We start from the raw sequence: 26,220 nt of genomic DNA on the forward strand, positions 1-26,220 counted from the left end.
TTAATCTTAAAGCGTCACGTTAATACCAAAAGAGAATGTTCGTGGCAGCGGAATGGCTCCATTATCTACGCCCATTGTACTTGCTCCAGATCCACCCGCATTAGGCCCGGCACTGTTCACTTCCGGGTCGCCACCTGAATAATTGGTAATTACAAATGGGTTTTGGGCCGACAACTCCAATCCAAGGTTTTTCATTCCCAGCTTGCTTACAAATGTTTTTGGCAGCTGGTATCCAAAGGTGATATACCTTACTCTTGCCCAGTTTACTTTCTCTACAAAGTTGGTCCCTACCTGATAATAGTTATTGGCAAAATAGCTATAGTCCAGTACCACCTGCTTTGTGTTTTTCACATAAGTACCGTCGTTTTGCTGTACCACACCATTAAACACAAACTCTTTATCCCTCCATTGGCCTATGTCGTAAGCGATACCATTAGACATCATACCCTGACGACTTGCATTCAGGATATCACCCCCAAACCTGAAATCCCATAAGAAAGAAAGGCTGAACTGTTTATATTTAAAATTATTGAGGAAGCCAAGATTGAACTCCGGCTCCCGGTTTCCGATGTATTGTTCCTTATTGTTATTGTCCAGAACAGGATAACCATTTTTATCTACCACAACATATCCATCTTCATTTCTTCTGTAATCTGAACCAACAATTCCGAGCACAGGTTGATTTAATGAGGTAGCCGCTACTCCTGCATTCAGCTGGGCATTGGTATATTTAAAGGTTACGATATCTCCGGCAAACTGCAGCATTTTGGACGTGTTTTTCCAACCGTTAAGGGTAGACGTCCAGGTAAAATTATCGGTCTTAACAGGTGTTCCGTTAACAGAAAATTCTATACCGCGGTTGCGTAGCGAGCCTGCGTTAAAGGTCATGATCACATAACCGGAAGGCAAAGGCACCCTTGGTGTCATGATCATATCTATACTTTTCCGCTGATAGTAAGCTACGTCAATATTTAATCTTCTTTTGAAGAAGCTCAACTCTGTTCCCAGTTCCAGCTCTTCTGTTTTTTCCGGGCCCAAATCCGGATTTCCTCCTGTTGCGCTGGTTACAAAACCCCCACCTACAGTATTGGCCTGTACCAGGTTGGTATTGGTCCGGTAAATAGGTGCATCTTTACCAACACGGGCATAACTCACACGTAATTTTCCAAACCAGCTGTCTTTATTTTCAAACAGTTCAGAAAAAGCCACACTTCCGGAATAGGACGGAGAATAAAATGTACGTGCATTTTTAGGCAGGGTAGAAGTCCAGTCATTGCGTCCGGTTATCCCCAGGGCCACAATATTCTTATACTCCAGTTTCAGATCCCCGAACGCTGCATAGCGTTGTCTGCGCTGCCAGGATTCTGTCAGGGTAAGATTATCTTTAGTTACCACATTGGGCGAAAAAATATCACCTACCAGAAACTGATCTGCCGCATAGGCAAGTGACTTATTGTCAAAATACTCACTACTAAAACCTGCGATTAAAGTCGCCCTGAAATCTTCTAAGAACTTCCTGTCAAATGTTGAAGTCAGGTTGGAAGTAATAAATTTCGTTACCCCATTGTTTTCAGAAACGGAGCCTTTAAAGTTACTTCCGGGTGTACCGGGAGTAGTAACTATCCTGTATTTGGAATTGGTATAATCCTGACCAAGCCTGTAGGCCACTGTAATCCAGTTGTTGGGCTTGTAGACAATGTTATTGTTCACCAGGAACCTTTCCACATCATTATTCCTCGGGTTTCTCATTACACCCCACATCGGAGAGATCCTGGCGGTGTTTTCCCTTCCCGGCTCTACGTAGGCATACAAAGGATCTCCGTTAGGTTTCTGATAACTCAAAATATCGTACATCCGCGGGTAGGTAAGTATACTGTTGATCCAGCCACCGGCAGATGCGCCACCAAGACCTTCCTGGATGTTATTTTTAATATAGTTTGCAGAGGTGGTCAGCTCTATTTTGGAACTCAGTTTTGCTGTTCCTTTTACCAGGAGATTGATTTTTTCCTGATCTGTATTAGGCACCATTGAACCTCCGTTCCTGTAACCAGCGGAGACGTAATAGTTTAATTTTTCAGAACCTCCGTTTACATTCACGTTTGCATCGTGCGTTACCGCAGTTTCAAAAAAGCGCTCAATGTTGTTATAGATCTTCTCATCATAACGGAATTTCCTTCCCCATGAGCTGCCAGAAGACTCATCATAGGTTCCGCCGGTTCCAATGGAATATATATCTTGCTGACGAGGCGTGCGGCCCATTGTTTCCACAAAAGTTTTATAAGTACCATTGACCTGTAAAGAACCCGCCTTACCCTGTTTGGTGGTAATGATAATTGCGCCCGATGCTGCATCTATCCCATACAATGCTGCTGCAGCTGCACCCTTCAGAATAGATATATTCTCTATATCCTGCGAATTAAAATCAGCCAGACGGTTTACCGTTCCATTCGAAGATGAGTTACTTACCCTAATACCGTCAACAATCATTAAAGGCTGATTGTCGCCTGATAGTGTGGTCGATCCCCTTAAAATGATCTCGGAGGGGAGGCCTGGCGAACCACCTGAAGAACTGATCTGCGCCCCCGCAATCTGCCCCTGAAGCCCGTTAATGATATTCGACTGATTCGCCTCCCGTAGATCATCGCCTTTCACCGTCTGCACAGAATAGGTCAGCGTACGCTTGTTCCTTTCAATACCCAGGGCCGTTACAACAACTTCATTAAGGGCTTTTGAATCATTTTTCAGCGACACATTAATCACAGCTGCATCTGCAATTCTTTCCTGGCTTTCAAAGCCAATATAAGAGAACACCAGCGCATCACCTTTATTTACTTTAATGGAATACACACCATCAATATTGGTCTGGACTGCTGTAGACGTACCTTTAACCCTGACGGAGACTCCAGGAACGCCCAACTTGTCTTCGGCAGATGTTACTTTCCCCGTAACCGTTAATTGCTGAGCCATACTATGGGCAACCAACAAAAACGTACTCAAGAATAGCATGAGTAATTTTCTTTTCATAAAAGCTTATTTGGTTAATAATAATAAGTTACCGTTTAGTTCAGCAATTTCCGCACTGCCAAAACACGCAAATAACCGCAAAATTGCTAAACGCTAGTAAATATCTGCAATATTTTTCAGGTTTTTCCTGCAAAAAGCAAACATATTTAAAAGAACTGTAAAAAATATGTTGCATAAAGCCGCACAAAAGCGCATAACCCAATGGCATTTTAGCCATAAAAAAGGCCGCTGATGATCAACGGCCCTTATCGATTCCTAAAAGCAGCGTTAGTTTTTAATCACAAAACCTAACCCATTGCCAATCATTCTTTCTGCATTTCCTGCTAAAGGAGGTTTATTTTGTACATTCCATTTGCCTTGCGACTGATCTTTCACAACAAGCGTACAAGAGGCTCCGCCATCCATGTTAACCGCATCCTTAACACCGAGTGCAGCCATAATATCCCTAAGATCAGTCAGCGTCAATCCATTGGAATAATCAGCCTGCGAGCCGTCAACAACAAGAGCATACACTACTTTCCCAGCGGTATAACCGAATGCTGTTCTGCCGGTAATGGCCAGATCCGTTAACACAGCTTTTACACCATTGTCTATCAACCACTGATTGCCCCCCACCGCGTTTTTGATCTTGGTCTTATCAACAGGTCTTTCTACCCCTTTAGTATCCTTACCCCCTATAGCAATTGTGCCATCGTTTAAAGCCGCAATAAAAGTTCTTCCTGTAGCTACAGTACCTACATAAACCCGGCTATTGATGTAAAAAAGGCTGCTCGGAACTCCTGAAGTAGTATTAAAAACGTCACCATTGATAGCGGCAATAATATTGCTGCCAGCAACTTCATTATCCCGGCACATCTCAGAAAGAGTCTGCATACTGGGGATCCAGTCGTTATAAGGAGCCAGCCCCAGCAACTCCAGCTTAGGCGTATTCATGTCTGCCTCAAGAATAAACATCTTTACAGGCAGTTTATCCCTCCGCTTAAACCTGATTTGCGTTTGCGTAATCCCATTTCCGACGGGAAGGCTTACATCCGACATAAATGTCCCAATAACCGTACTATTGTCCATGATCTTTTTAGTAAGAGGCTCTATTGTATTGTCTACAACTTCCTCTTCAGGCACTTCCTCATCAGGACCACTTTTCCGGTCTTTTTTACAGGCCAATAGCGCAGCAACCAAGGCCAGCATCAACACTGATTTTTTCAAATTAAAGATCTTATTCATTATATAAAACATGATTCGTTATACATCGATTAACTCGCATTTACCGGATATGGAAGAACGACAAGTAAGGTTTCTGGGCTGCTGTTGTTTTTCCGCTATAACCATGGGCATATGCTGTATAGGTTCGCTGATTTAACAAAGACCCCGCACTAGAGTAACTTGCCAAAATTGTAGCAGTAGTAAGCGCCGCCCCCGCAGGTCTGATTTTCCAGGTTCTGGTAGCATACCTGTTTAAAGTAAAATAAGTACTGATTTCCAGATATTTCACATTCGATGCAACCAACCTGTCGGCAGTATGATCCGTAGCACTCGTTCCATAATACAGGTCAATAGCAGGCACGTTGGGCATCAGGTTAATAAAACGATAGGTAGCATAGCCGGAGTCGGGCATTAAAAAATTTTCTTCTGTCAGTGCCGATTTAATCAGTGATCCGGTATCCGTCAGGTGCACCACATACCTTTTTCCTTTTTCAATATTAAGGGTTGTTTTATACAGCGTCAAAGAATCCAGGCCATTGTCCTTTTTAAAGGGCAACGCTATCTTTACTTCCACATTTCCGGTTTCTATCGTTAAATAATCGGCCCTCACATCACCACGGGTATTGTAACCACCTCCAGGAAAGGGGGTACGGTTCTGAATCCGGGAAGTAACACGCTTGTCGTTAAATTTTACAATAACAAACCTGTCATCTACATACGGACAAGCATAATTAATTTTGATCAGGGGTACATCATCACTGATTTTATCTACGTCTCCGTAGTCCAAAACATTCTTGCCACAGCCCGATAAAATCAGCAATGAGCAAAATGAGATCAATAAACTGCTAAATATTTTTTTCATCAGAATAGTTTTTTCGTTTTAACTTTTATTCTTTATCAGTGCTAAACCAGGTTTCTTTTGTATTGTAATCTGGTTCCAGACCGCCCCATTTTTCCAGCTCTTTTCTATTCCAGGCATATTCAGAGTTGAAGCGAGGGCGGAAACGATAACAGTATTTCCCGTTATTATTGGTTGCAAACTCTGAACCCGACAACTGATAATATTGCGTAAAAACATCCTGACTGTAATGGTATTTACGCAGGTCGCACCATTGTTCCAATCCTGCCCAGCCCCATTGCGCAATATATTTCTGGTTCATAATATCGGAAATAGTAAGGGTGGCCGCTGTTTGCGCCACATCAACAGGAGAAGCCATATAAAGCTCTGTTTCTGTAGTTGTAATTGGAATATTCCCGGTGCTCCCTCCCGCCTTACCATAAAGATTGACGAAAGTCATGTGCGAACGGATCCCGTTATGATAAGCTGCAAGCGCCCCCGGCTTATCGCCCTTAATAAACAAAGTTTCGGCTTTAACAAATTGCAATTGGGAATAACTCATCAATACATACTCTCCTTTATTACTGAAAAGGTATTTCCCAAGATAGGGCTCCGTTGCCACTCCTGTTGCCAGGCCAAAAACGTGCGGGGTTGTACCTGGTGCAACGGTACCTTTTGTAGGTACATTTCCTTTGTAAACACCCGGTGTTGGTGGAGTTCCTGTAACAGTTGCCGTCAGCAAGCGGCTTAACCGAGGATCCAACGAGGTCATAGGATCTGTAGCGGGTATTCCACCCCTTGCACCTCCGGTAAGTAAGGCCAGTATGGTAGAGGAGATCCTGGCATTATTTGCGTTTAAAGTGCTAAAGAAATCACCTGTGGCCGGGCCGAAAACATTAGAGTCATCAGAGTTGGAAGCGGTAAATTTTACCGTTGCATCTTCTGCCGGACTGGCGAAAGACAGATCAACATACTTCAGTACGCTATCCGCGTATGTTGAAGAGAAATTGGGTTTATTGATCAGATGGCCATAATGAAGCGCAAGGTTGCCATAAACGAATTTCTTCCACTTGTTAACATCTCCCCTGTACATATAATCTCCCGAAGGGCCAGCCAATGCAGCGCTATAATCTAATGGGCTTTTCATCTCCAGGTACTTTATAGCCAGGTTACTCCATTCTCTCACACGCTCGTACACATCCCGCTGGTATTGATAGCGAAAAGTAAGTTTATTTGGATCTGTAAAAGCTTCGTCCAGAATAATTTCACCATACATATCTGTAGTCATCTGAAACGACCAGGCTTTAATCGCATAGGCAATTCCTACATATTCATATTTTTTATTTGCAATACCATCCTCAATAATCGCTTCCAGGTTCAGGCCAAGATCAGCATAGTTCATGCGCCATACTACACCCGTAACGTCAGATCCTGACCCCGGCATTCCATGTTTTTCAAAAGTATCGTCCTTTACTGCACTGGTCCAAAACTGAATTACCTTAAACAATTGCATATAATCCTGGGACGTACCATTGGCCATTTGAAATATAGCCCTCGAGATCATGATCTCTGCCTTAGGCTCCTGTGGATTTGACGGGTTTTTATTGATATCCAGAAACTTTTTACATCCGGAAAAAGTCAGCAATGCCATCATAAACAACAATACTGATATATTTTTTCTTATCGTATTCATCTTACGCAACTTTTAGAGTCTAATATTTAAACCGAAATTAATGGTCAATGGCCTCCCCATATTACCCAAATCCATTCTATACCCCCCAACACCTCCAAGCGCGGCAGTATTTGAGTTACTTTCCGGATCTATCCCGGAATAATTCGTAAACAGAAACACGTCTGTCAGGGTAGTGTATATACTTAGGTTTTTAAGGAAGGGCATCCTTTTCATCATTCTTTCGTTGAACCTATAGCTCAGTGTAATATCCCTGAGCCTGATGGTATTGATATCCTTTTCAACGAACATATCTGATGCAACCGTAATTTCATAGAACCTGGAGTTGTAGTAAGGTGTAATTGCAATGGCATTAGGTGTTGGGTTTGCTGTGTTTTCCAGACCATCTTTCAATACTCCCTTAACCACACGAGGCTCCTCGCGATCGAGCGTTTTCATGCTGATCCCTCTTACATATTTTGCCCGTTCCGTACCATTAAAAACATCCCCTCCAAAGCTAAAATCCCACAAAAACGATAAGGAGAAATCAAATATCTTAAACCGGTTAACCACCCCAAGGGTAAAATTAGGTGTACGGTCGCCAATCAATACATAATCTTCATTAGTCGTTAACGGCAGTCCTGTTGCAGGATCTATCAATACATCGCCGTTGATGTTCCGGTCTAATTTCTGACCAGACAAAGAGCCGGTACTTTTACCAGGAAAAACAGCACTTCTGGCTGGGGCCAGCCAGGTATCCGATTCATACAACTCCGGCAGTTCATCAGCTATGGAAATCACAGTCCCCCTGTTCCTGGTATAATTGAGCGTAAGATCCCAGTTTACTTTTTTTGACCGGATTGGATTTGCGTTCAGCTGAATCTCCGTTCCTTTATTCTCTACCTCGCCTCCATTGATCAGTCTCAAAACGTATCCTGTAGCATAACTGGTGCGGGGCTGTATAATCTGGTCTTTACTGCGCAAACTGTAATAAGTAAAATCTACCCCCAAGCGGTTTTCCAGAAACTGCATTTCAAACCCACCTTCAATATTGGTGGTTGTTTCCGGTTTCAACAGGCGGTTTCCACCATAATAGTCATACGAGAAACCGCCGCCACTTGACTGTCTGGGCACCAGGTTGGACAATATACCGTAAACCCTCCATGGCTCCTTTCCAGTAATACCTGCCGAAGCCCTCAATTTACCCCCGCTAAGCCAGCTGAACTTTTTGAAATACTCCATATCGGAGAAGTTGAAAGCCACACTGGCAGATGGATAGGCAAAATATGGATCATTCGGCATCAAACGTGATGCACCATCAACCCTTCCAGACAAGGTCAAATAGAGTATCGATTTGTAGCCCATAATTGCCTGCGCAAAGGCACCGATTGTTCTAAAATTATTGATATTGTTCCTCGACCTCTGGGTAGTAGGCAAGGTATTATTGATGTTGTAGAAATTAGGATCGTACATTTTTTCACCACGCATAGAGTTGATGGTAAAATAATTATCGGCCACATTCCCACCCAATACATACGTACCCGAAAAATCACCAAACTTATGCTTCGCAGTAGCGGTTATCGAGGCGCCCAGATTGCGGTTCAGTTTATCATAAACACTTACACTACCTCCAGTTGGCTCAAGAGCGGTACCCGAACCCGCATAAGACTGGGGATGAAAAACCATAAGGCCGTTGGTGGTATAAATATCCGCACCAAGTATAGCCAGAACATTTAACCATTTATTTGGCGTAAAACGAAAATGGTTGTTCATAATAAAACGATGTGTGTTATCGCGGCTTGTATTTTTATAAACACTCCATAACGGGTTGTCGTATTCGGCAAAAATAGACCCCACGTGCAACACCCTGTTTCCCTGCTCATCCTGCCAGTCGTTAATGTCATATGCAGAAGGAAAACGCATCAGCGAAAGCAAGTATCCAGACAAACCCCTTGCTGGCTTATAGTTGGAGTTATTCAGGTAGTTTAATGTGGTGGTTAGCTTTAGCAAAGGAGAAATCTCTGCCTCTGCAGTAAGCTTGGTAGAAAATTTATTGAGCCTTGTATTGGGTATAGGGCTGTTAAATTGTGCATACTGGTTTGACCAACGATAGGTAAATTTCTCCGTTCCGCCCTCAAAATTTAAATTATGGGTTTGCGAAAAAGCATTTCTAAAAAACTCATTCAAATTGTCATATAACTTCGTTCCTGCCGGGTAAGCAGGACCAAAAAACAGCGAGGTATTAGAACTGTAAATTCCATTAGCAGCACCTTGATTGTACTTCTGCTGTATTTCAGGCATGTTTACCTGGGTAGTGACGTTAAAAGCATTGCTATAGGTTATAGACGCTTTTCCAGCTTTACCTTTTTTTGTCGTAATCAAAATAGCACCACTGGCCCCCAGGTTACCATAAAGTGCAGTAGCTTCCGGCCCCTTCATGATTACATAACTTTCAATATCAGCAGAGTTTAAATCTATACCCCTGTTAGAGTAGTCGGCGTTGTTGTTGGACCCTCCACCAACAAGGTCATTGGTCTGGTTAATTACCGAGTTATCTATCGGCATGCCGTCTACCACAATAAGTGGACTGTTATTCCCGCTTATAGAGACAAAGCCTCTCAAAACGATTTGGGACGAAGCTCCTGGGTCGCCACTCGATGGGTTGATGGAAAGCCCCGGCACACGCCCTTGCAGCCCACCAAAAAAAGACTCTCTTTGGGTATCACTCACCTCATCGCCATTTACTTTCGGTGTAGAATAACCCAAACTTTTTTTGTCCCTGTCAATACCGTAGGCTGTTACAATAACCTCGTTTAAGGATTTATCATCCGGCTTCAGCACCACATTGACAACGGCAGCCTCTACTTTCTTTTCCTGCGGATTCATCCCGATATAGCTAAAAACGAGTATATCACCCGCTTTGGCCTCAATGACATACTGCCCCGTCGACCTTGTTTGTGTTACTGTCTGCGTTCCTTTTACTTTAACAGAAACACCCGGAATAGGCAATCCATCATCGGAAGAGGTGACCTTACCGGTAATTGTCTTTTGCTGCGCAAACGTTTGCATAAACAGAAAAAAACAACCTACAATAAATAGGAGTAATTTTTTTTTCATAAACGCCAATTTTTAATAAAAATCTAAAATGTGTTGGTTGGTGGTAATGGTTTGTTAGGTAATGGTTTTATTGGTTGGTTTTGTTTGGTTTTTTAGGATTATAAAACACGCACTAACCCGCACAATTATAATCCTTTAGTAAATATCACAAATGTTTTTAATAAAACACAAACAATTATTAACTATTTTTAAAATTTACCGCTAACGTTCTTGCACAAATCCGCAAATACCGGCATTTTGTTTTTATGATATTTTATTTACATTAGCTAAAAAATATTTTATGCTGAAAAAGGAAAGGCACGACTTTGTAATGCGCCAAATTAACCTGCACAACCGTGTGCTGACTTCCGACCTTGTACAACTGCTGAATGTTTCTGAAGATACCATTCGCCGCGACCTTCAGGAGCTGGCCGATAAGGGTCAGCTTTCCAAAGTACATGGAGGTGCACTTTCAAAGTCTTATCAGTCTACCTTTGACGACAGCGAGGTATATGCCAAAGATGCCAAGATCGGCATCGCCAGAAAGGCAATTCCGCTAATAAAAGATGGCATGGTAGTTTTAACCGGGGGTGGAACCTCTATTATAGAGCTGGCAAAGCAGCTACCTGAAAACCTGAATGCAACCTTTTTTACCATCAGCCCCTTTGTAGCTATAGAACTGGCCAAATACGCCAGGGTTGAGGTAATCCTTATCGGCGGGCTATTCTCCAAAAATTCGCAGGTAACCTATGGCGGGCATGTCATCAACCAACTCTCAGAGATCAATGCCGATCTGTGTTTGCTGGGAACCAGTGCCATACATCCAACCGACGGCTTAACCGATACCGACTGGGAGATTAATCAGCTTAAAAAAGCAATGCTGAGTTCCTCGAAAAAGGCCGCTATTTTGTGTATTTCTGAAAAACTGGATACCTCGTTAAGGTTAAAAGTGGCTTCCCTGGAAAATATAGATTATTTAATTACAGAGCTGGAACCTGAAGCGGCAGCGTTGAATGCTTATAGGGTAAAAACGTTGCAGATATTATAGGTCGAATTCAAATGACCTCCCACCAGCTTAAAATCGAAAAATTAACCAACAGCCTCGATGCCCCGGTATTAGCGGCCTTAAATGCTATAAGTATAACCAAAACATACAACAAGAGCGACTTTCTATTAAAAGAAGGGGATGTTTGCAGCAAGAGTTTTTGGATAGAGGAAGGTATTGCCCGAAAGTTTTACACCAATAAAGACCGTGAAATAACCACTGAATTTTACTTCAAAGACGATCTGGCTATAGCGTATGAAAGTTATACCCTACAAAAGCCTGGCCGCGAGTATATTCAGGCGCTCACTGAACTTAAGGTAAACACCACAGACTATGCATCATTTCAGGATTTAAAGAAAAAATACACCGAACTCCAGGAACTCGATTTTCTGATGACCGAATTTTACGCCTTATGGCTTGAAGAAAAGGTTTTTGAGCTCCATACCCAAAACGCAACACAGCGCTACCAAAACCTGTGTGCCAAATCTGCCCATATCATCCGACATGTGCCACTTACGCATATCGCGTCTTACCTTAACGTTTCGCTGGAAACACTAAGCCGGATAAGAGCCAAAATCTGATTTATTTGACCTTAGGTCAAATGCTTTGTGATTACCCTAACCCACCTTTGCACAAAGTAAAACAAAGAATGAAACAACGCATCATCGGGTTTGACCTGGCAAGAGCTTATGCCATTTTAGGAATGTACATTGTAAATTTCAATATGGTTTTTGGCAACCATCAAGACCAAAGCTTGCTAAACGGCTTCCTTTCCCTTTTCAGTGGGAATTCCAGTACTGTATTTGTAATGCTTGCCGGAATGGGAATAGCGCTGATGAGCAACAGAACAAGTTATAGCCCGGAGGAAAAACGAGGCCTGAGAAATACCGTGCTCAAACGCGCCGGTTTCCTGTTTGCCGCAGGCCTACTGCTGGCGATCTGGTGGCCGGCCGATATCCTTCATTTTTATGGCGGTTATATGCTGCTCGCAGCCTGCCTGCTGTTTATTGACAAGCGTTACTATATCCTGGCTGCCCTATTTTCTGTATTGGTTTTTCATCTGCTCCTTTTCTTTGTTCCCTATGAAACAGGATGGAATTTTGAAACCCTGGAATACCAAGATTTCTGGACATTCAATGGTTTTATCAGAAGCACATTTTACAACGGATGGAATTCCATTTTTCCATGGCTGGCCTACTTTGCCATCGGAATGTACCTGGGGAGGCTGGATTGGACGCAAAGAAAAGTTCAGCTTCAGATGTTCAGTTTAGGGCTTTGCCTGTTTCTGGGAGTAAATTTATTGCAATACTGCGTTGAGCGGCTCACAGTATCCCAGGAAATTCTGTTTTTCTTCTCTGCAGATTACCTGCCCCCATTTTTGCCTTTTCTGATCAGCACGATGGGATCCGGATTTATGCTGATTGCTGCTTTTATGTTTATTGGGAACAAGGTTGCTGATATACCCTTCGCAAAACATTTGGCGCAAACCGGCAAGATGACACTGACCCATTATGTAAGTCACTTAACTATTGGCTTGCTGGTATTTGGTTTTATATCTGTTAATGGCTATGCAGGGCATCCAGCGCCAGTTAAACCTGTTTTCGTTCTGCTCTTTTCTGTGGCTTACTTCGTTTTCAGTTACTACTTTAGTAAAATATGGTCTCGGGCTTTTAAAAACGGACCGTTGGAAACGGTTATGAGGTGGGTGTAGACGATTTTAAAGGCCGGAGGTTCTCCGGCCTTATCCAACTTACTCATTTCGGTTTTTGATCTCTTTGTTGATTTCGTCAATTAACTGCTGTTCTGTTGGCAGGTACAATTGATATTTGCTGGCAACGATAGTTTGATTGTTTTCCGGTAGAGTGAATTTCACTACGGCATCGTTTTTACTGGCACAAAGCAGAATGGCCTTATCGTCATTGCGAGAAGGTACGACGAAGCAATCTCAATCCTGTATGTCCGGTGTTAAATCACGCCATGATAAATTCATCTGGTTTATCAGAAGAATCTTTTTTTGTCTGCTTCCGGCTTTGATCCTTTTTTCCTCATTTATAGCGTCTTCAATTGAATCATAGAAATAGTAATAAACCAATTTTGCGGCTTTGTACCTGCTGGTAAAGCTACCGGGATACGTGCCATTTTGATGGTCGTAAGTCCTTTGCCTTAAATCTGATGTAACACCTGTATAAAGTACAGTATGATATTTATTTGTTAGAATATAAACCCATCCACCTTTTTCCATAGTAATTTAATGAGATTGCTTTGTCGTGAAAGACTCCTCGCAATGACGATAAGAAAAATGGCTCCAACTCAATTGCGTCCACAGTGTCGACGTAATTGGAAAAAATCGATAAAACTGCCTGTAACGCTCTAATTGCCGGATTGAATAACCACTTCCAAACTCAGGCTGCAGCTGTTCTGAAAGCGTTTTAATCACAAATTTCCCGTAATCGGCACGGTCTTTTCCTTCCTGTTCTTCCAGGAAAATACGCTGGCCAATGTGCCAGTACATGAGTACACGTTCGGTGTCTACCGTACGAATAGCCTTTTCGCGTGCTGAATGAATAATTGTTTTAATGTCCGACAGGACGGTAGGGTTTAACATCATAAAATCTTAAGTTAGTTTTGTTTCTAAAAACGGGCTGTTGGAAACCGTTATGAGGTGGGTGTAGAAATTTAATTGAAAACTCATTTAAGGCCAAGGAAAGTTTGCAGGGCTTCTTCTTTTACCCTGCTAAACTTTCCTCCTTTTACTTCCTGACGGCTTCTTTCAATCTTAGCCACAAACTCAGGATCGTACGGTTCGACCTCTTTCATCTTAAAGGAAACATCCAAGGCTTTTAGCGCAGCTTTTACAGCGTCCAGCTCCTTGGGGTCTTTCGGTTGAACAATTAATGTTTGCATGTTACTAGAATACATATTATAATAATTAAAGTCAATCAGGTCTTCTTCCCATTTCCTTCCCTGCGCATTCCTTTTTGAGGAACCAACTTACCATCACCTTACCATCACCTACAAGATTCCTTCGAATACATCTGAACCTGCTACCTACATAAACTACTTTTGAAAACAAAAAACCGAGTACGCAATAAAATCAACAGGAGTATTCAGTAAAAACCCCGGGAAAATTTGGGGCTGATAGAGGTAAGAAACTTCGTTTTACAGGTCCTCAACCTCATTAACACTGAGGCCAGTATATTCAGCTATTTTATCAATATTGAAACCTTCAGCTTTAAGCCGACTCGCCATTTCAACAGCCTTCTTGTAAATTCCACGTGCCTCACCACGCGCCTCTCCTATTTCTTCCCCCTCGTCTTTTGCACCTCCAATGGCGGCATAATAATCCCATCTGGCTTTTGTTTTTGCACTAATCATATTCTTCTCCTCCTTTGTTAAATTAATGTATCTGGCAGCCTGGCAAAACTGAATTAAATCTGGTTCAGTAAAGACTGTCGGTATTTGTTTTAAGCGTTTCAAGTTTTTGAGGGCATAAACCCAGTTTTCAAGTCCGTTTTCCAACTGGTCCTCCTTTTTGTTAAAGAAGGGCAGTTCTATATAAGTAAAGTGCAGCCGCTCGCTAAAAATCTTTGCTGTAGCCGTATTAACTAGCGCTACATCGTGTAACCACTGCGCTGTATTGTCGGATTGTACAGTAAAATTTTCCAGCACTGCAATTATATATACGTCTTTAAGCGCATAGCCCCATTCTTTGCGGTTGCCATGTGGGGCCTGCTCAGTAATGAGCCTGGAAGCATAAAATAAAGATCGCTCCTTAAAATTCCGGTGCCTGTTCCTTTGCATTTCAACAATAAAGTATGCACCGTTCTGGTCTTTACAAACCATATCAATCACTGCCGCACCCTCCTCCTTGGTTTCGCCTGGATATTCATTTTTCAAAAATTCCAGGGAGGTTACTTGCCTTTTTCCCTGCAGTACATGGTTCAGGAAGGTGATGGCAAGTGCTTTACTTTGTTCTGCCCCGAACAGGCGTTTAAAACCCGGATCGCTCAGTGGATCTATAAAATAGGGATCGCGCTTCTGCTGATTATAACCGTAGGTTGGTACAGGTTCTGCAAGTATGTTTTTCCTAAAGTGTTTTTGCGGCATAGCTGAATAATTTTAACCAAAGTTAAATATTTCACTTCACAGCGCAAACTAAAAATAAATTAATGCGATTAAAAATTTCATAATTATTAATATTTTGAGTGGCAATTCGAAATTTTGGAGCGATATCCAAAATATTGATGCATCCTACCTCTTGAAGAAAAACACCGGCATAAACACCTCATTGATAACGCCGGACTATATAACAGCTTTTCCCCCCTGGCACCAGCACTATTGTAAAGCAATTGATTTTGCCCATACACTGTAAATTGGGTTTCTTACATCATCTTTCCAGTTAGAGCCATTGCATAAAATTACCAGACCACTTTTGGTAGGCATGTGCAAAAACATAGCAGCGCACCAACCATCGTTTTCGCCGGTATGCCCAACCGTTTGAAGGTTTTCAATATTAAAAAACCGATACCCCAGGCCATTTTGTCCGTCATTCGAGGTAGTTTGTACTGGCTGCTGCATTAGCCGTATAGTTTCCGGTTTTAGCACTTTATTTAATTGTTTCGGATCTGCTGTGATAGACAGTTCAGCAAAACGGGCAAAATCCAGAATGGTTGTTTGCAGGCCGGCGGCAGCTTGTTCAGTAAATATTCTGTTTTTGATAGGCTTTCCTAAGGTATCATAGGCAGTGGCAGAGCTGGCTTTCATTTGTTCCGTCCATTCGTAATTGCTGTGGTTTAAGCCCAGGGGCCGGAAAACATTTTTTTTCATATACTCCGCAAAGTTTTCTTTGGTTCTTTCTTCCAATAGCAATTGGGCAAGCGTATAACCGCCGCCAGAATACTTCCACTTTGTTCCGGGTTCAAGGATCACACTTACGCTTTCCCCGCTCCACTTTGTTTTCCCTAACAGAGATGCCTCTAAGGGCAGCAGTTTAGCGCCCTGCTCTACCCCTCCATATCCATGTACGGAAAGTCCGGCGGTATGACTTAGCATCCGTTTAAGGGTAACCTGCGAATTATCAAATGCAGATGGAGGCAATTTCCAGCGGGTTAGGTATTGATTTACAGGGTCATCTAATTTTACTAGCCCTTTTTCGATCAACTGCATAAAGCCCCAGGCGGCTACTACCTTTGAAACCGATCCTACATTAAAAATTGTCTGATTTGTTACCGGCCTTTTGCTTGCCACATCGGCATAGCCGATACATTGTGTCCATGCAATTTCCCCGTTTTTAATAACCGCAACCGCTACCCCCGGAACATTGCTTTTTTTAGTATACTCCAAACCAAGCCGTTGGATTTGTTGATAAAGCGAGTCCGTTTTTTCGGGGATAGGATTTTTCCTGGATGCTGTGGTTTTATACTTTGTTGAGGTACAGGAGAAAAGAACCCCAATACATAGGGTATAAAACAAATTAGGTTTGATGTTTATCATAATTATTTATATTACATATCCTCAATAGATAAACCAATGAATTCGGAGTGATAATCTTTGAGCTGAGCTTCAAGATTTCTGGATTTATCTTTTAATCCAGCTATACTGATGTTCTCTTTTTTACGCTTTACTTCTCCAAAAATGATTGATTTTTCCAAATCATTTACAGCAACGATATCTATTTCATTTTGATTGCTTTTTTCCCAGTAGGTTCCAATTGCAGAAAAGTTTCCCTCCTCAATCATTTTTTTGATAAAGTATTTTTCAAGAATGCGTCCGCTGTAGGTCTGATAATCGCGTTTAACAATTTCCTTCAGGTAGGATAAATTCCCTATTTCTACTACACTGCGATGCTTATATATAAAGCGAAACCAAAAATTCAGAAAATTATCATTTATGTGATATTTCACTGATCGGCTATTGGGCTTAGCGAAAATTGGTTTTACCTTGCTAATCAGATTAAACTCACTTTCTAAACGATCTAAAAAACCTCCCGTTTGCATTTCCATAATGGATTCAATTTCTACCCTGGAGTTTTTGGAGGAAGCAATTAATGATAAAATAGAGAAGTAGTTTCCGTATTCTTTACCGAACTCATCAATAAGTACATTCTTTCCTTCGTCCAAAAAGAGCGAATTTTCTATCAGAATAACATTTAAAATTGACTCAAAAGTAAACGCCTGTTCTTCGATCAGCAGTTCTACGTACTTTGCTACCCCACCAGTGATCAAATAGAAAGCAAGTAAATCATCATTTGTATAATTTGGATGGTAATCGGCCAAAATCTCCTTGAGCGTAGAAATGGTAAATGCTTTAAGATGTATTCTACTGGTTGCCCTGCCAAATAAAGGCTCTTTAGCGTGTTCGAATATCCGGCTCATTAAAGAATAAACGGACCCACATAAAACCAGATTAATTTTGGCTGTTCCTTTTTGGCTATCCCATATGTTCTGCATATCGCTGTAAACAGAAGGATTGATGGTGTTAAATTCCTGAAACTCGTCTATTACTAAGGTAAAATGTTTTGTTTTGGCCAATTCCATTAAGTATCCAAACACACTTTTAAAAGTTTTGAGTTCACCAAATATTTCAACTTGTAATTTATGCCGGATTTCCTGCAGAAACTCCTCGCAAAGCAGTATTTCGTTTTTTTTGGCAACAAAAAAATACAGCATCGGTTTACCTTCATTTGCTTTAACCAGTAAACTGGTTTTTCCAATCCTTCTCCGGCCGACAACAAAAGTCATTTGTGCGGTTTGTTTTGATCGTTCTTCAATTTTTTGAAGTAAACTAAGTTCCTTTTCGCGGTTATAGAATTTCATCATACTCAAATTATCGCAATGTACATTACCGTAATGCACATTGCGATAATGCAAATATAATTTTTCTCATGATTTTTTACCAACCAATACTATTTTATTTCTACAATTGCACAGAAAATTTTCTTAAATTTATAAAAGGGGTAATACTATGGCTGCATATAGCTTACTATCGGACCTGGAATTAACTACTTTGCTAAAGGGCGGGGATAAAACCGCTTACACAGAAATTTACGACCGTTACATCTGGGTATTGCTGGACCACGCCTACAACAAACTGCGCAACCGCGAGGAGTCTAAAGATGTGGTGCAGGAAGCTTTTACCTTACTGTGGTCAAAAAAGGAGTTGTTAAAAGAAGACGAAAACTTATCGGGCTACCTGTATACCACCGTAAGAAATACCATTTTGAATCTTTTTGCGCACCGGAAGGTACAGGACAAGTATATGGCCTCGATGGAGCATTTTGCCATGCACAATACCGTGGTAGCTACCGACCACCTGGTTAGGGAACACCAGCTTAAGGCCCTTATTGAAACCGAAATTGCTGCCTTGCCCCCTAAAATGAGGGAGGTTTTTGAACTGAGCAGAAAAGCAAACTTAAGCCACAAGGAAATTGCCGAGCAACTGGGTATTTCTGAACAGACCGTAAGCAAGCAGGTTACCAACGCCCTGAAAATACTGAAAGTAAAACTGGGCATTTACTTTTACCTGCTCTGGCTTTTGTACCCATAGGGGGGCCTGCAGAAGGGGAGTTTAACCCTGGTAAAATAAAACCTCGGCAGATATTTTGGGTACTTATGGGTATGTTTTTGGAGATGACGCTAATATTGTCTGCCAGAACCTACAATATTCATTATTTTCTGTATACTGGAATCGACAAAATATGGCCTGTTGTTAAATCTTGGGATAGTAAAATTTAAGATTATGATGTTTTAGATTCGGATTTTACTGAACTTAGCATTGGACATCAAAAATATATGAATAAGATAATTCAGGATAGAGATTATAATGATCTTGTAGGCAAAATCTCAACCAGATATAAAAACGGGCAGGTTCAAGCTGTTCAAGCCGTAAATATCGGTTTACTTGAAACTTATTGGCAAATTGGCCAATATATTGTTGAATTTGAGCAGGGTGGTGCGGAACGAGCCGCTTATGGCAAGTCACTAATTAACAACCTTTCAGATGATTTGAGCATCCTTCACGGAAAAGGATTTAGTCGAAGTAATCTGATCTATATGAGACTTTTATATTTAGAATATCCAATAGGTGAGAAGCCTTCTCACTTATTGAGTTGGTCTCATTACGTTGAACTGCTTAAAATTGATGATAAGCTCGAACGTAGTTTCTACGAACAGCAATCAATTATTGAGAAGTGGTCAATACCAGAACTTAAACGTCAAAAAAAGTCCTCATTGTTCCTCAGGCTTGCTGTCTCCAAAAATAAAGATCAAATTTTACAACTTGCAAGGAAAGGACAGGCGGTTAATAGCCCGATAGATATTATTCGCGAACCTTATGTACTTGATTTTTTGAAGATCCCTGAACCTCATCATTACACTGAGTCCGAACTCGAAAAACGTATTATAGAACATTTGCAGCATTTCTTGCTGGAATTGGGTAAGGGTTTTGCATTTATTGGGCGGCAATATCGAATTACGTTGGGTAACCGGCATCATTATGTAGACTTGGTCTTTTACCACAGGATACTAAAATGCTTTGTTCTAATCGATCTCAAAAAAGAAGAAGCAGGTTATCAGGATATAGGACAGATGAACATGTATTTGGGGTATTTTGAAAACGAAGAAAACACCGAAGGAGACAATTCTCCAATTGGTATTGTTCTGGCAAAAGAAAAGGATGATTTGCTGATACAATATGCAATGCATAATGTATCTTCCCAATTGTTTGTCAGCAAGTACCAATTCTACTTGCCAGATAAAGATCAGCTAAGGGCTGTCATTGAAGAGCAACTAAATGATAATAAAAGCCAGGATATTTAGACCAATAAATATGTAAAAATAGGCCAGTAAAAGGCGCTTTTTTACATCGTTTAATTTTTTTTCATTTTCTTCTACCTGTTGCGCCCTACTTGCTTGTATTACCTATCCTCACGTCGAATGGCGCAAAATTACCCGATCTGGAAACGGATATTCAATCTATTATTTCTATATCAATAGAAATAAATACCTCCAAATAATTCCCTACCATCTACACCTGCTCGCATACGGGAAACGAAACCTTCATTCCTTTAATCGCTTCTTTCTTTGTCTTCGGTTTTTCGGGCAATTTAATATAGCTAATACCTAGTGTAAGGGCAAGCAATGCAATACTCATCCAAACAATCTGATGTATACCGTAATGTGCGATTACAAAACCACCGAGCAATGCGCCCAAAGAGATCCCGATATTGTAACAGGAGGTCAGCAAGCTATTGACAAATTCCAGGGCACTATGTGGCACAGCCTGGGTAGTACGTATATTTGGCACCAAAAACCCACCCGTATGTATCAATCCCCAAAAAGAAAGGATAATCACCATCGGTTTAAAAATATCTCCGAAGTAATAAGCAAGGATCTGGGTTGAAATGAGGAGGATGAAAAACAATCGGGTAGCCACTGTTATATTTTTACTCAAAGCAATGCCTGCAAGCCAATTACCAGCAATCCCCATACCTCCAAACAACAGCAACATCGCACTAATTTGGACTCCGTTCATGTGTGTGATTTTCTCGAGATAACCAGCCAAATAGCTATAGCTCGAAAACATGGCCGCAAGTGTAAGAACAGTGGAAAGTAGGTGCAACCAAAGTTGTGGATCTTTTAGAACAAAAAATTGACTTTGTGCTGCTTTTTCTTTACTGGCCGGCATAGAAGGAACAAAAAACGACAGGCCCAAAAAAGCGATCAGACTGATTAAACTGGCCAGAAAAAACGAAGCTTGCCAATTGTTAAAAAATTCGACAGCATAAGTGGTGATTGGTACGCCCAACACCGTAGCCAAACTAAGGCCAGTCATTACTATAGAAACAGCTTTGGCACCACCTTGTTTAAATGCTTCGGCCAAAGAAATATTCCAAAATAAAGGGTGTAAAAATGCAGGTAAAATTCTTGCAATCATTAATACGGTAAAGTTAGGCGCAAAAGCCGAAAGCAGGTTTGATAATACAAATACAGCTAACACCATACACAGCAGTAGTTTACGGTTGATTTTAGTAGTAAGGGCTGTTATAAACGGAGAAGATATGGCAACAGTAAGTGCAAAGGCACTTAACAACCATCCGGCGGTATCCATTGATACCCGAAATTCTCTACTGATCGTAGGCAAAATCCCGATGACGCCAAATTCGGTAGTAATGATGCCAAATGCACCTAGCGCCAGGATGTAGATTGATTTTTTCATTGATGATTTCTAAAATTCTATTTCACAAAAATGAACAGAATAACTATACTTTATCAGTATATTTTAATGATAAAGCAGTAAATTTTCCACATGACAAATTTTTCATTTTCTTCTACCTGTTGCGCCCTACTTGCTTGTATTACAGTTATACAAAGACAAAATGGACAGAGAAAACATAAAACACTTACTTAGCAAATTCAAGGCAGGAACAGCCTCTGAAGAGGAAAAGGCGTTTTTAGAACTCTGGTATGCACAATTTAAAGATGCCGAAGGGCATGAATACCTGTTGGCAGATCGCCTTGCAGATGCAAGTGAGATATGGGCCAATCTGCCAGTATATAACGAGCAGAAAAAAACTGTAAAACTATGGCGCCGCATTGCCGCAGCGGCTGCAATAATTATAACCCTTGGTGCCGGTATTTATTTTACGCAAAACCAAAAGGCAAAAGTTTATGACAATGACATTGCACCCGGTGGCAACAAGGCTACTTTAACCCTTGCCAATGGCAATATCATATCGCTTAGTGAAGTAAAGACCGGGGTAGTTATAGATGCAAGCAAATTGACCTATGACGACGGCAGTGCCGTTGGCCCATTAAACGCACTGGACCCCCTCTCGCCAGCCCGGCGAGCTGGGCGAAGCCCGGAAGGGGAAGGATGGCAAACCCTTACCACACCAAAAGGTGGAATTTACTCCATTATTTTGCAAGACGGCACAAAAGTTTGGTTAAATTCTGATAGTAAATTGGAGTTTTTCTCAGATTATAGGAATAAACTCCAAAGAATTGTAAAACTTACCGGAGAAGCCTATTTTGAGGCTGCCAAAGACAAGACAAAACCTTTCCTGGTAGAAAGTAACGGGCAAAGGGTAACCGTGCTAGGCACGCATTTTAACATCAGCGCCTATAGAGGTGAAAGCATTAAAACTACCCTATTGGAAGGTTCGGTTTCCGTACGTCAAGCCGCCCCAGTCCGTAGTCTCTCCTATCGTGGGGATGACGGCGATGGCGCCATTATACTAAAACCCGGGCAGCTTGCCATAAACGCGGCCAGCAATATACGGGTGCAAGCAGCCGACCTGGAAAAAGAAATGGCCTGGAAAAACGGTTACTTCCGTTTTAACCAGGAAGGCATACAAGACATTATGCGCAAGCTTAGCCGCTGGTACAACATAGAAGTAGCTTACCAGGGCAACATTACCACAGAGAAATTTACCGGAACGGTAAACAGAGATAAAAACATCAGTGAGGTATTGCTGATGCTGGAGCAAACAAAAGGCGTTCACTTTAAAATAGAAGGGAGGAAAGTGACAGTTATACCGTAATATAAAACCTGAGACATCCCTATGAACTGCGATTGCCTGAAATGAAAAAGTCATCCTGGCGCTAACCCGGATGACTTAAAGTCTGGCTAATCTATTAACTAAACTATTTAATCGCTTTGCCTGCCACCTTCGAAAATGATTGGCACAGCGAATAACCAAACCAGGAACTAATGTACAGTTTTTATACGAAAACCTTATGTAAGCCACCGTGCTACATAACTAAACTTCTGTTGATTATGCGGCTAACCACCCTTATTCTGATCACAGCCATATTACAGGTAAGTGCAAATACCTTTGCACAGAAAATTACTTTGTCCGAAAAAAACGCTCCAATTGTTAAAATATTTGAAAAAATCAGGACCCAAAGCGGTTACGATTTTATGTTCTCTTTAAGTACCATTAACGAAGCCAAACCAGTTAACATCAATGTTCAGAATGCTGAACTAAAAGATGTACTGAAACAAATATTTGTAAACCAGCCACTGGAATACAAGATCAATGAAAAATCTGTAGTGATTTCGCCGAAGGAATCTTCTTTACTTGACAAACTTAGTACCGTCATCTCGAACATCGTGAGAGACCTAACCGTTAAAGGCCGTGTGGTAGACCAGGAAGGGAAACCGCTCCCAAACGCCTCAATCAGAATCAAAGGGAAAAGTGCTGTTACGAATACTAACCAGAATGGTGAGTTTGAGATTAAGGATGTCGCCGATAATGCGGTTTTGTTGATTTCGTATGTAGGTTATAAGCAATTGGAGATTAGTTTAAAGGATGCGGTGATGCCCTTGGAGATTAAGTTGAATGTGGTGACTGGGGAGTTGGAAGAGGTTAAGGTAACTTATAACACCGGTTACCAAAATATTCCAAAGGAACGTGCAACGGGATCATTTGTTCAGGTAGATAAGGAACTTTTAAACAGAACGGTATCAACAAATATATTAGACCGAATACCCTATGTTGTGAGTGGCTTAAGAAAAGAATTTGAAGGAAGTTTTTCTCCAAACAATAATTCCTCAGACATCAGCATTAGAGGATTGAGTACCATCAATGCCAATAGAACGCCTTTAATTGTAATTGACGGATTTCCATATGAAGAACAAGGACAACTCTCAGGTATCACTGTACTGAATAATCTCAATCCGAACGATGTAGAGTCTATTACCATATTGAGAGATGCTGCTGCCGCATCTATATGGGGCGCCAGGTCGGCCAATGGTGTAATTGTTATCCAAACAAAAAGAGGTAAGTTGAACCAGGATACAAAGGTTGAGGTGAGCAGCAACATAAAGGTTGTCAATCGTCCGGATCTTTTCAGAGCAAATCTGGCCTCCTCTGCAGATGTTATTGATATGGAGAAGAAGTTATTCGCCACCGGGATGTACAATGATTATGATGACTTATACCCCTCACTAAACTATTTCCCTGTAGCCTCGCCAGTTATTGAAATTCTGCTTGCACAACGAAGGGGGGATCTTTCTGCTGAATCAGCGAATGCAAAGCTGGAGGCTTTATCCAAACATGATGTACGGAATGATATGCTAAAGTATCTCATCCGTCCGGAAATTAATCAACAATATAATCTTAACATTTCAGGGGGCAGCAATAAAACCAGTTATTATGGCTCAATTGGATATGATAAGAATCGTGAGCAAAATGTAGGAAACGACATGAACCGGCTGACCCTTAATTTCAATAATATGTATCAGCCCTTCAAAAATATCAGGATCAGAACCTTTATCAATTACATTCAGGGTAAAAGAATAATAACGCCAGTAGATCCATTGCAATATCTTTCCACAGGTCAAACACTTGCCCCCTCATATACTCAGTTTAAAGATGATAATGGCAATTTTTTATACATTTCGCCTTTGTTTGATGGCTTAAGACAGGCTTATATAGACACAGTAAGCACCAAAGGTCTTTTGGATTGGCATTACAACCCCATACAAGAAATTAATGCGGCTGATAACACTGATAAAAGTAGCGCAGCAAGGTTTGGCGGTGGATTTACTTATATCATTCTTTCAGGACTTGATCTGGACTTTAATGGACAATACGAGCGTTCTCTAATTGAAGGCCGAAATTATATGGGAACTGAAACATATTATAACAGGAATATGATCAATAAATTCATGTTCCTAGATTCTTCAGGACAGCCTCAATATCCGGTTCCCATGGGTGGAATCCTGGATGCTTCAAACAGTACCCAGACAGCATATAATTTACGCGGTCAACTTAATTTTAACCGGGATTTTTCCAGGCATAGTATTTCTGGCTTTTTTGGTGCGGAACTTAGGCAAACAGATTTTATAACCAGTGCTTACAGACAATATGGTTACGATCCTGGCAAATTGTTATTTGCTATGCATATGGATTATAAAAATACCTATACAACACGACCTTCCCTAGCGGAAGAATCAATAGGCAGTGGATTATCAAGTAGAGGAACTTTAAACCGTTTTGTAAGCTACTATGCAAATGGAGCTTATACATTTAATAGCCGCTATACATTAACTGCCAGTGCCAGAAATGACGGCAGTAATTTTTTTGGGGTAAATGCTAACCAGCGGTTCCGCCCTCAATGGTCGGTAGGAGCCGCATGGGATATAACCAAGGAACATTTTTTCAAACCAGGTATCATATCTTCATTAAAAATACGTGCAACCTATGGCTATAACGGCAATTTAGACAATCGAATTGCTACACGACCGATTATTGATTATGCTCAAGGTCAGTTTGCTTATAACAATAGAATTCCGTTTGCATATGTTAAGCTAGGTAATCCAGGAGTAACATGGGAAAAAGTGAGTGTAGCCAATTTGGGTGTGGATTTCGCTTTATTAAAAGGCAGGCTTTCAGGTGTTTTGGAATATTATCGAAAAAGAACAGATAATCTCATTGGAACTGTGATGGCTGATCCGACTACGGGTGCAAGTAATGGCGGTGGCATTGCATCGTTTATCGGAAATGTTGCCGGGTTAAAGTCTCAGGGTTTTGATTTACGTCTTTCAGGTTTAATTACGGAAGGAAAGGTGAAAATCCAAAGTTCGATTAACCTTAGCTATAACAAAGACCAGCTTACCAGTTACAATTTCCCAGGTACTAACGGGACTGAACCACCTGCGAGTAGTATAATTTTTGGAGGAATTAAGGTGGGAAGGCCTTTAAATGGGATGTACAGTTACAGATGGGCAGGGCTCAATCCCGAAAACGGCGATCCAATGGGATATCTTAGCGGGAAAAAAGTGCCTTATACTACCATTATGGGTTATGATGCAGACTATAGCCCCAATACAAAGCCTGACGACCTCATTTATCATGGTGTCCAATCTCCAGCTTATTTTGGAAATATGATAAATACTATATCCTATAAAGGTTTGTCTTTATCTTTTAACATTAACTATGGTTTTGGTTTTTATTTCCGTCGTGCATCGATAGATTACAGTACTCTACAAGTTAATTTATCCGGGCATGGAGATTATGCTTTACGCTGGCAAAACCCTGGGGATGAATTGAAAACAAATGTACCTTCTTACGGGGTGGACTCACGCAACGAATTTTATCTTAACTCCGAAGTATTGGTTGAAAAGGGAGACTTCATTTATTTGAGGGACCTGAACCTTACTTATACATTCCATAAACAGTTAACTAAAATCGGCTTACGTTCTGCCCGTCTGTTTGCAAACATTAATAACCTGGGCCTGATATGGACTGCAAATAACAAACATCTGGACCCACAGGCCGGCAGATACAATATTGGTGTTCGAAGAGAAATCGCATTCGGTATAAATTTAACTTTTTAGTTC

Annotated in this window: 20 protein-coding genes; 7 read left to right on the forward strand and 13 right to left on the reverse strand. The window is 41.2% G+C overall.

All coding sequences use genetic code 11. From position 1 onward, the window contains the following. Nucleotides 1-6: 6 nt before the first annotated feature. The 5 genes from ABIE26_RS13885 to ABIE26_RS13905 form a co-directional block, all read right to left on the reverse strand. On the reverse strand, nucleotides 7-3,024 hold the full coding sequence (locus ABIE26_RS13885; RefSeq protein WP_310142036.1) for a SusC/RagA family TonB-linked outer membrane protein: 3,018 nt from the start codon (nucleotides 3,022-3,024) through the stop codon (nucleotides 7-9). A 267-nt stretch (nucleotides 3,025-3,291) separates the two neighbouring features. Then, nucleotides 3,292-4,248 (reverse strand): phosphodiester glycosidase family protein, encoded by a 957-nt coding sequence (locus ABIE26_RS13890; protein WP_310142035.1) that lies wholly within the window; start codon nucleotides 4,246-4,248, stop codon nucleotides 3,292-3,294. 40 nt (nucleotides 4,249-4,288) lie between these two features. Next, nucleotides 4,289-5,089, reverse strand: a complete 801-nt coding sequence (locus ABIE26_RS13895) for a DUF4397 domain-containing protein (RefSeq protein ID WP_310142034.1) — start codon at nucleotides 5,087-5,089, stop codon at nucleotides 4,289-4,291. A 25-nt stretch (nucleotides 5,090-5,114) separates the two neighbouring features. Continuing rightward, complete coding sequence (locus tag ABIE26_RS13900; RefSeq protein WP_310142033.1) at nucleotides 5,115-6,758, reverse strand: SusD/RagB family nutrient-binding outer membrane lipoprotein; 1,644 nt, start codon at nucleotides 6,756-6,758, stop codon at nucleotides 5,115-5,117. A gap of 12 nt (nucleotides 6,759-6,770) precedes the next feature. Further along, nucleotides 6,771-9,851, reverse strand: a complete 3,081-nt coding sequence (locus tag ABIE26_RS13905) for a SusC/RagA family TonB-linked outer membrane protein (RefSeq protein WP_310142032.1) — start codon at nucleotides 9,849-9,851, stop codon at nucleotides 6,771-6,773. Nucleotides 9,852-10,131: 280 nt separating this feature from the next. Here ABIE26_RS13905 and ABIE26_RS13910 point away from each other — a divergent pair, with 280 nt between their 5' ends. The 3 genes from ABIE26_RS13910 (at nucleotide 10,132) to ABIE26_RS13920 (ending at nucleotide 12,586) form a co-directional block, all read left to right on the forward strand. Next, nucleotides 10,132-10,878: a DeoR/GlpR family DNA-binding transcription regulator gene (locus tag ABIE26_RS13910; protein WP_310142031.1), complete on the forward strand. Its 747-nt coding sequence runs from the start codon at nucleotides 10,132-10,134 to the stop codon at nucleotides 10,876-10,878. Nucleotides 10,879-10,889: 11 nt separating this feature from the next. Beyond that, nucleotides 10,890-11,456, forward strand: a complete 567-nt coding sequence (locus ABIE26_RS13915) for a Crp/Fnr family transcriptional regulator (protein ID WP_310142030.1) — start codon at nucleotides 10,890-10,892, stop codon at nucleotides 11,454-11,456. Between the two features lie 68 nt (nucleotides 11,457-11,524). After that, nucleotides 11,525-12,586, forward strand: coding sequence for a DUF418 domain-containing protein (locus tag ABIE26_RS13920; RefSeq protein WP_310142029.1), 1,062 nt, complete (start codon nucleotides 11,525-11,527; stop codon nucleotides 12,584-12,586). 39 nt (nucleotides 12,587-12,625) lie between these two features. Here ABIE26_RS13920 and ABIE26_RS13925 read toward each other — a convergent pair whose 3' ends face one another. The 7 genes from ABIE26_RS13925 to ABIE26_RS13955 form a co-directional block, all read right to left on the reverse strand. After that, a complete protein-coding gene (locus ABIE26_RS13925) occupies nucleotides 12,626-12,781 on the reverse strand; it encodes a hypothetical protein (RefSeq protein WP_436410405.1) in 156 nt (51 codons plus the stop codon). Between the two features lie 39 nt (nucleotides 12,782-12,820). Further along, nucleotides 12,821-13,117 carry a GIY-YIG nuclease family protein gene (locus tag ABIE26_RS13930; RefSeq protein ID WP_310142027.1) on the reverse strand — a complete coding sequence of 99 codons (297 nt, stop codon included), beginning with the start codon at nucleotides 13,115-13,117 and terminating at the stop codon, nucleotides 12,821-12,823. 6 nt (nucleotides 13,118-13,123) lie between these two features. Next, a complete protein-coding gene (locus ABIE26_RS13935) occupies nucleotides 13,124-13,483 on the reverse strand; it encodes a DUF1016 N-terminal domain-containing protein (RefSeq protein WP_310142026.1) in 360 nt (119 codons plus the stop codon). A gap of 80 nt (nucleotides 13,484-13,563) precedes the next feature. Continuing rightward, entirely contained in the window at nucleotides 13,564-13,779 is a 216-nt protein-coding gene (locus ABIE26_RS13940; RefSeq protein ID WP_310142025.1) for a DUF2683 family protein, read from the reverse strand. Between the two features lie 255 nt (nucleotides 13,780-14,034). Beyond that, on the reverse strand, nucleotides 14,035-14,982 hold the full coding sequence (locus tag ABIE26_RS13945) for an Rpn family recombination-promoting nuclease/putative transposase (RefSeq protein WP_310142024.1): 948 nt from the start codon (nucleotides 14,980-14,982) through the stop codon (nucleotides 14,035-14,037). A gap of 228 nt (nucleotides 14,983-15,210) precedes the next feature. Next, on the reverse strand, nucleotides 15,211-16,368 hold the full coding sequence (locus ABIE26_RS13950; protein WP_310142023.1) for a serine hydrolase domain-containing protein: 1,158 nt from the start codon (nucleotides 16,366-16,368) through the stop codon (nucleotides 15,211-15,213). Between the two features lie 11 nt (nucleotides 16,369-16,379). Beyond that, nucleotides 16,380-17,693: an ATP-binding protein gene (locus ABIE26_RS13955; protein ID WP_354375826.1), complete on the reverse strand. Its 1,314-nt coding sequence runs from the start codon at nucleotides 17,691-17,693 to the stop codon at nucleotides 16,380-16,382. 145 nt (nucleotides 17,694-17,838) lie between these two features. On the opposite strand from ABIE26_RS13955, the gene ABIE26_RS13960 reads away from it, so the two are divergent. Next, on the forward strand, nucleotides 17,839-18,420 hold the full coding sequence (locus tag ABIE26_RS13960) for an RNA polymerase sigma factor (RefSeq protein WP_310142022.1): 582 nt from the start codon (nucleotides 17,839-17,841) through the stop codon (nucleotides 18,418-18,420). Nucleotides 18,421-18,665: 245 nt separating this feature from the next. Next, nucleotides 18,666-19,691 carry a PDDEXK nuclease domain-containing protein gene (locus ABIE26_RS13965; protein WP_310142020.1) on the forward strand — a complete coding sequence of 342 codons (1,026 nt, stop codon included), beginning with the start codon at nucleotides 18,666-18,668 and terminating at the stop codon, nucleotides 19,689-19,691. A gap of 208 nt (nucleotides 19,692-19,899) precedes the next feature. Here the strand turns inward: ABIE26_RS13965 and ABIE26_RS13970 are convergent, their stop codons facing one another. Next, on the reverse strand, nucleotides 19,900-21,090 hold the full coding sequence (locus ABIE26_RS13970; RefSeq protein ID WP_310142018.1) for an MFS transporter: 1,191 nt from the start codon (nucleotides 21,088-21,090) through the stop codon (nucleotides 19,900-19,902). A 160-nt stretch (nucleotides 21,091-21,250) separates the two neighbouring features. Between ABIE26_RS13970 and ABIE26_RS13975 the strand changes: the two genes are divergently transcribed. Both ABIE26_RS13975 and ABIE26_RS13980 read left to right on the forward strand, forming a co-directional pair. Further along, nucleotides 21,251-22,414: a FecR family protein gene (locus ABIE26_RS13975; protein WP_310142017.1), complete on the forward strand. Its 1,164-nt coding sequence runs from the start codon at nucleotides 21,251-21,253 to the stop codon at nucleotides 22,412-22,414. 236 nt (nucleotides 22,415-22,650) lie between these two features. Beyond that, a complete protein-coding gene (locus ABIE26_RS13980; RefSeq protein ID WP_310142015.1) occupies nucleotides 22,651-26,217 on the forward strand; it encodes a SusC/RagA family TonB-linked outer membrane protein in 3,567 nt (1,188 codons plus the stop codon). Nucleotides 26,218-26,220 lie beyond the last annotated feature (3 nt).

Source organism: Pedobacter africanus (assembly GCF_040548825.1).
Classification (GTDB): domain Bacteria; phylum Bacteroidota; class Bacteroidia; order Sphingobacteriales; family Sphingobacteriaceae; genus Pedobacter; species Pedobacter africanus_A.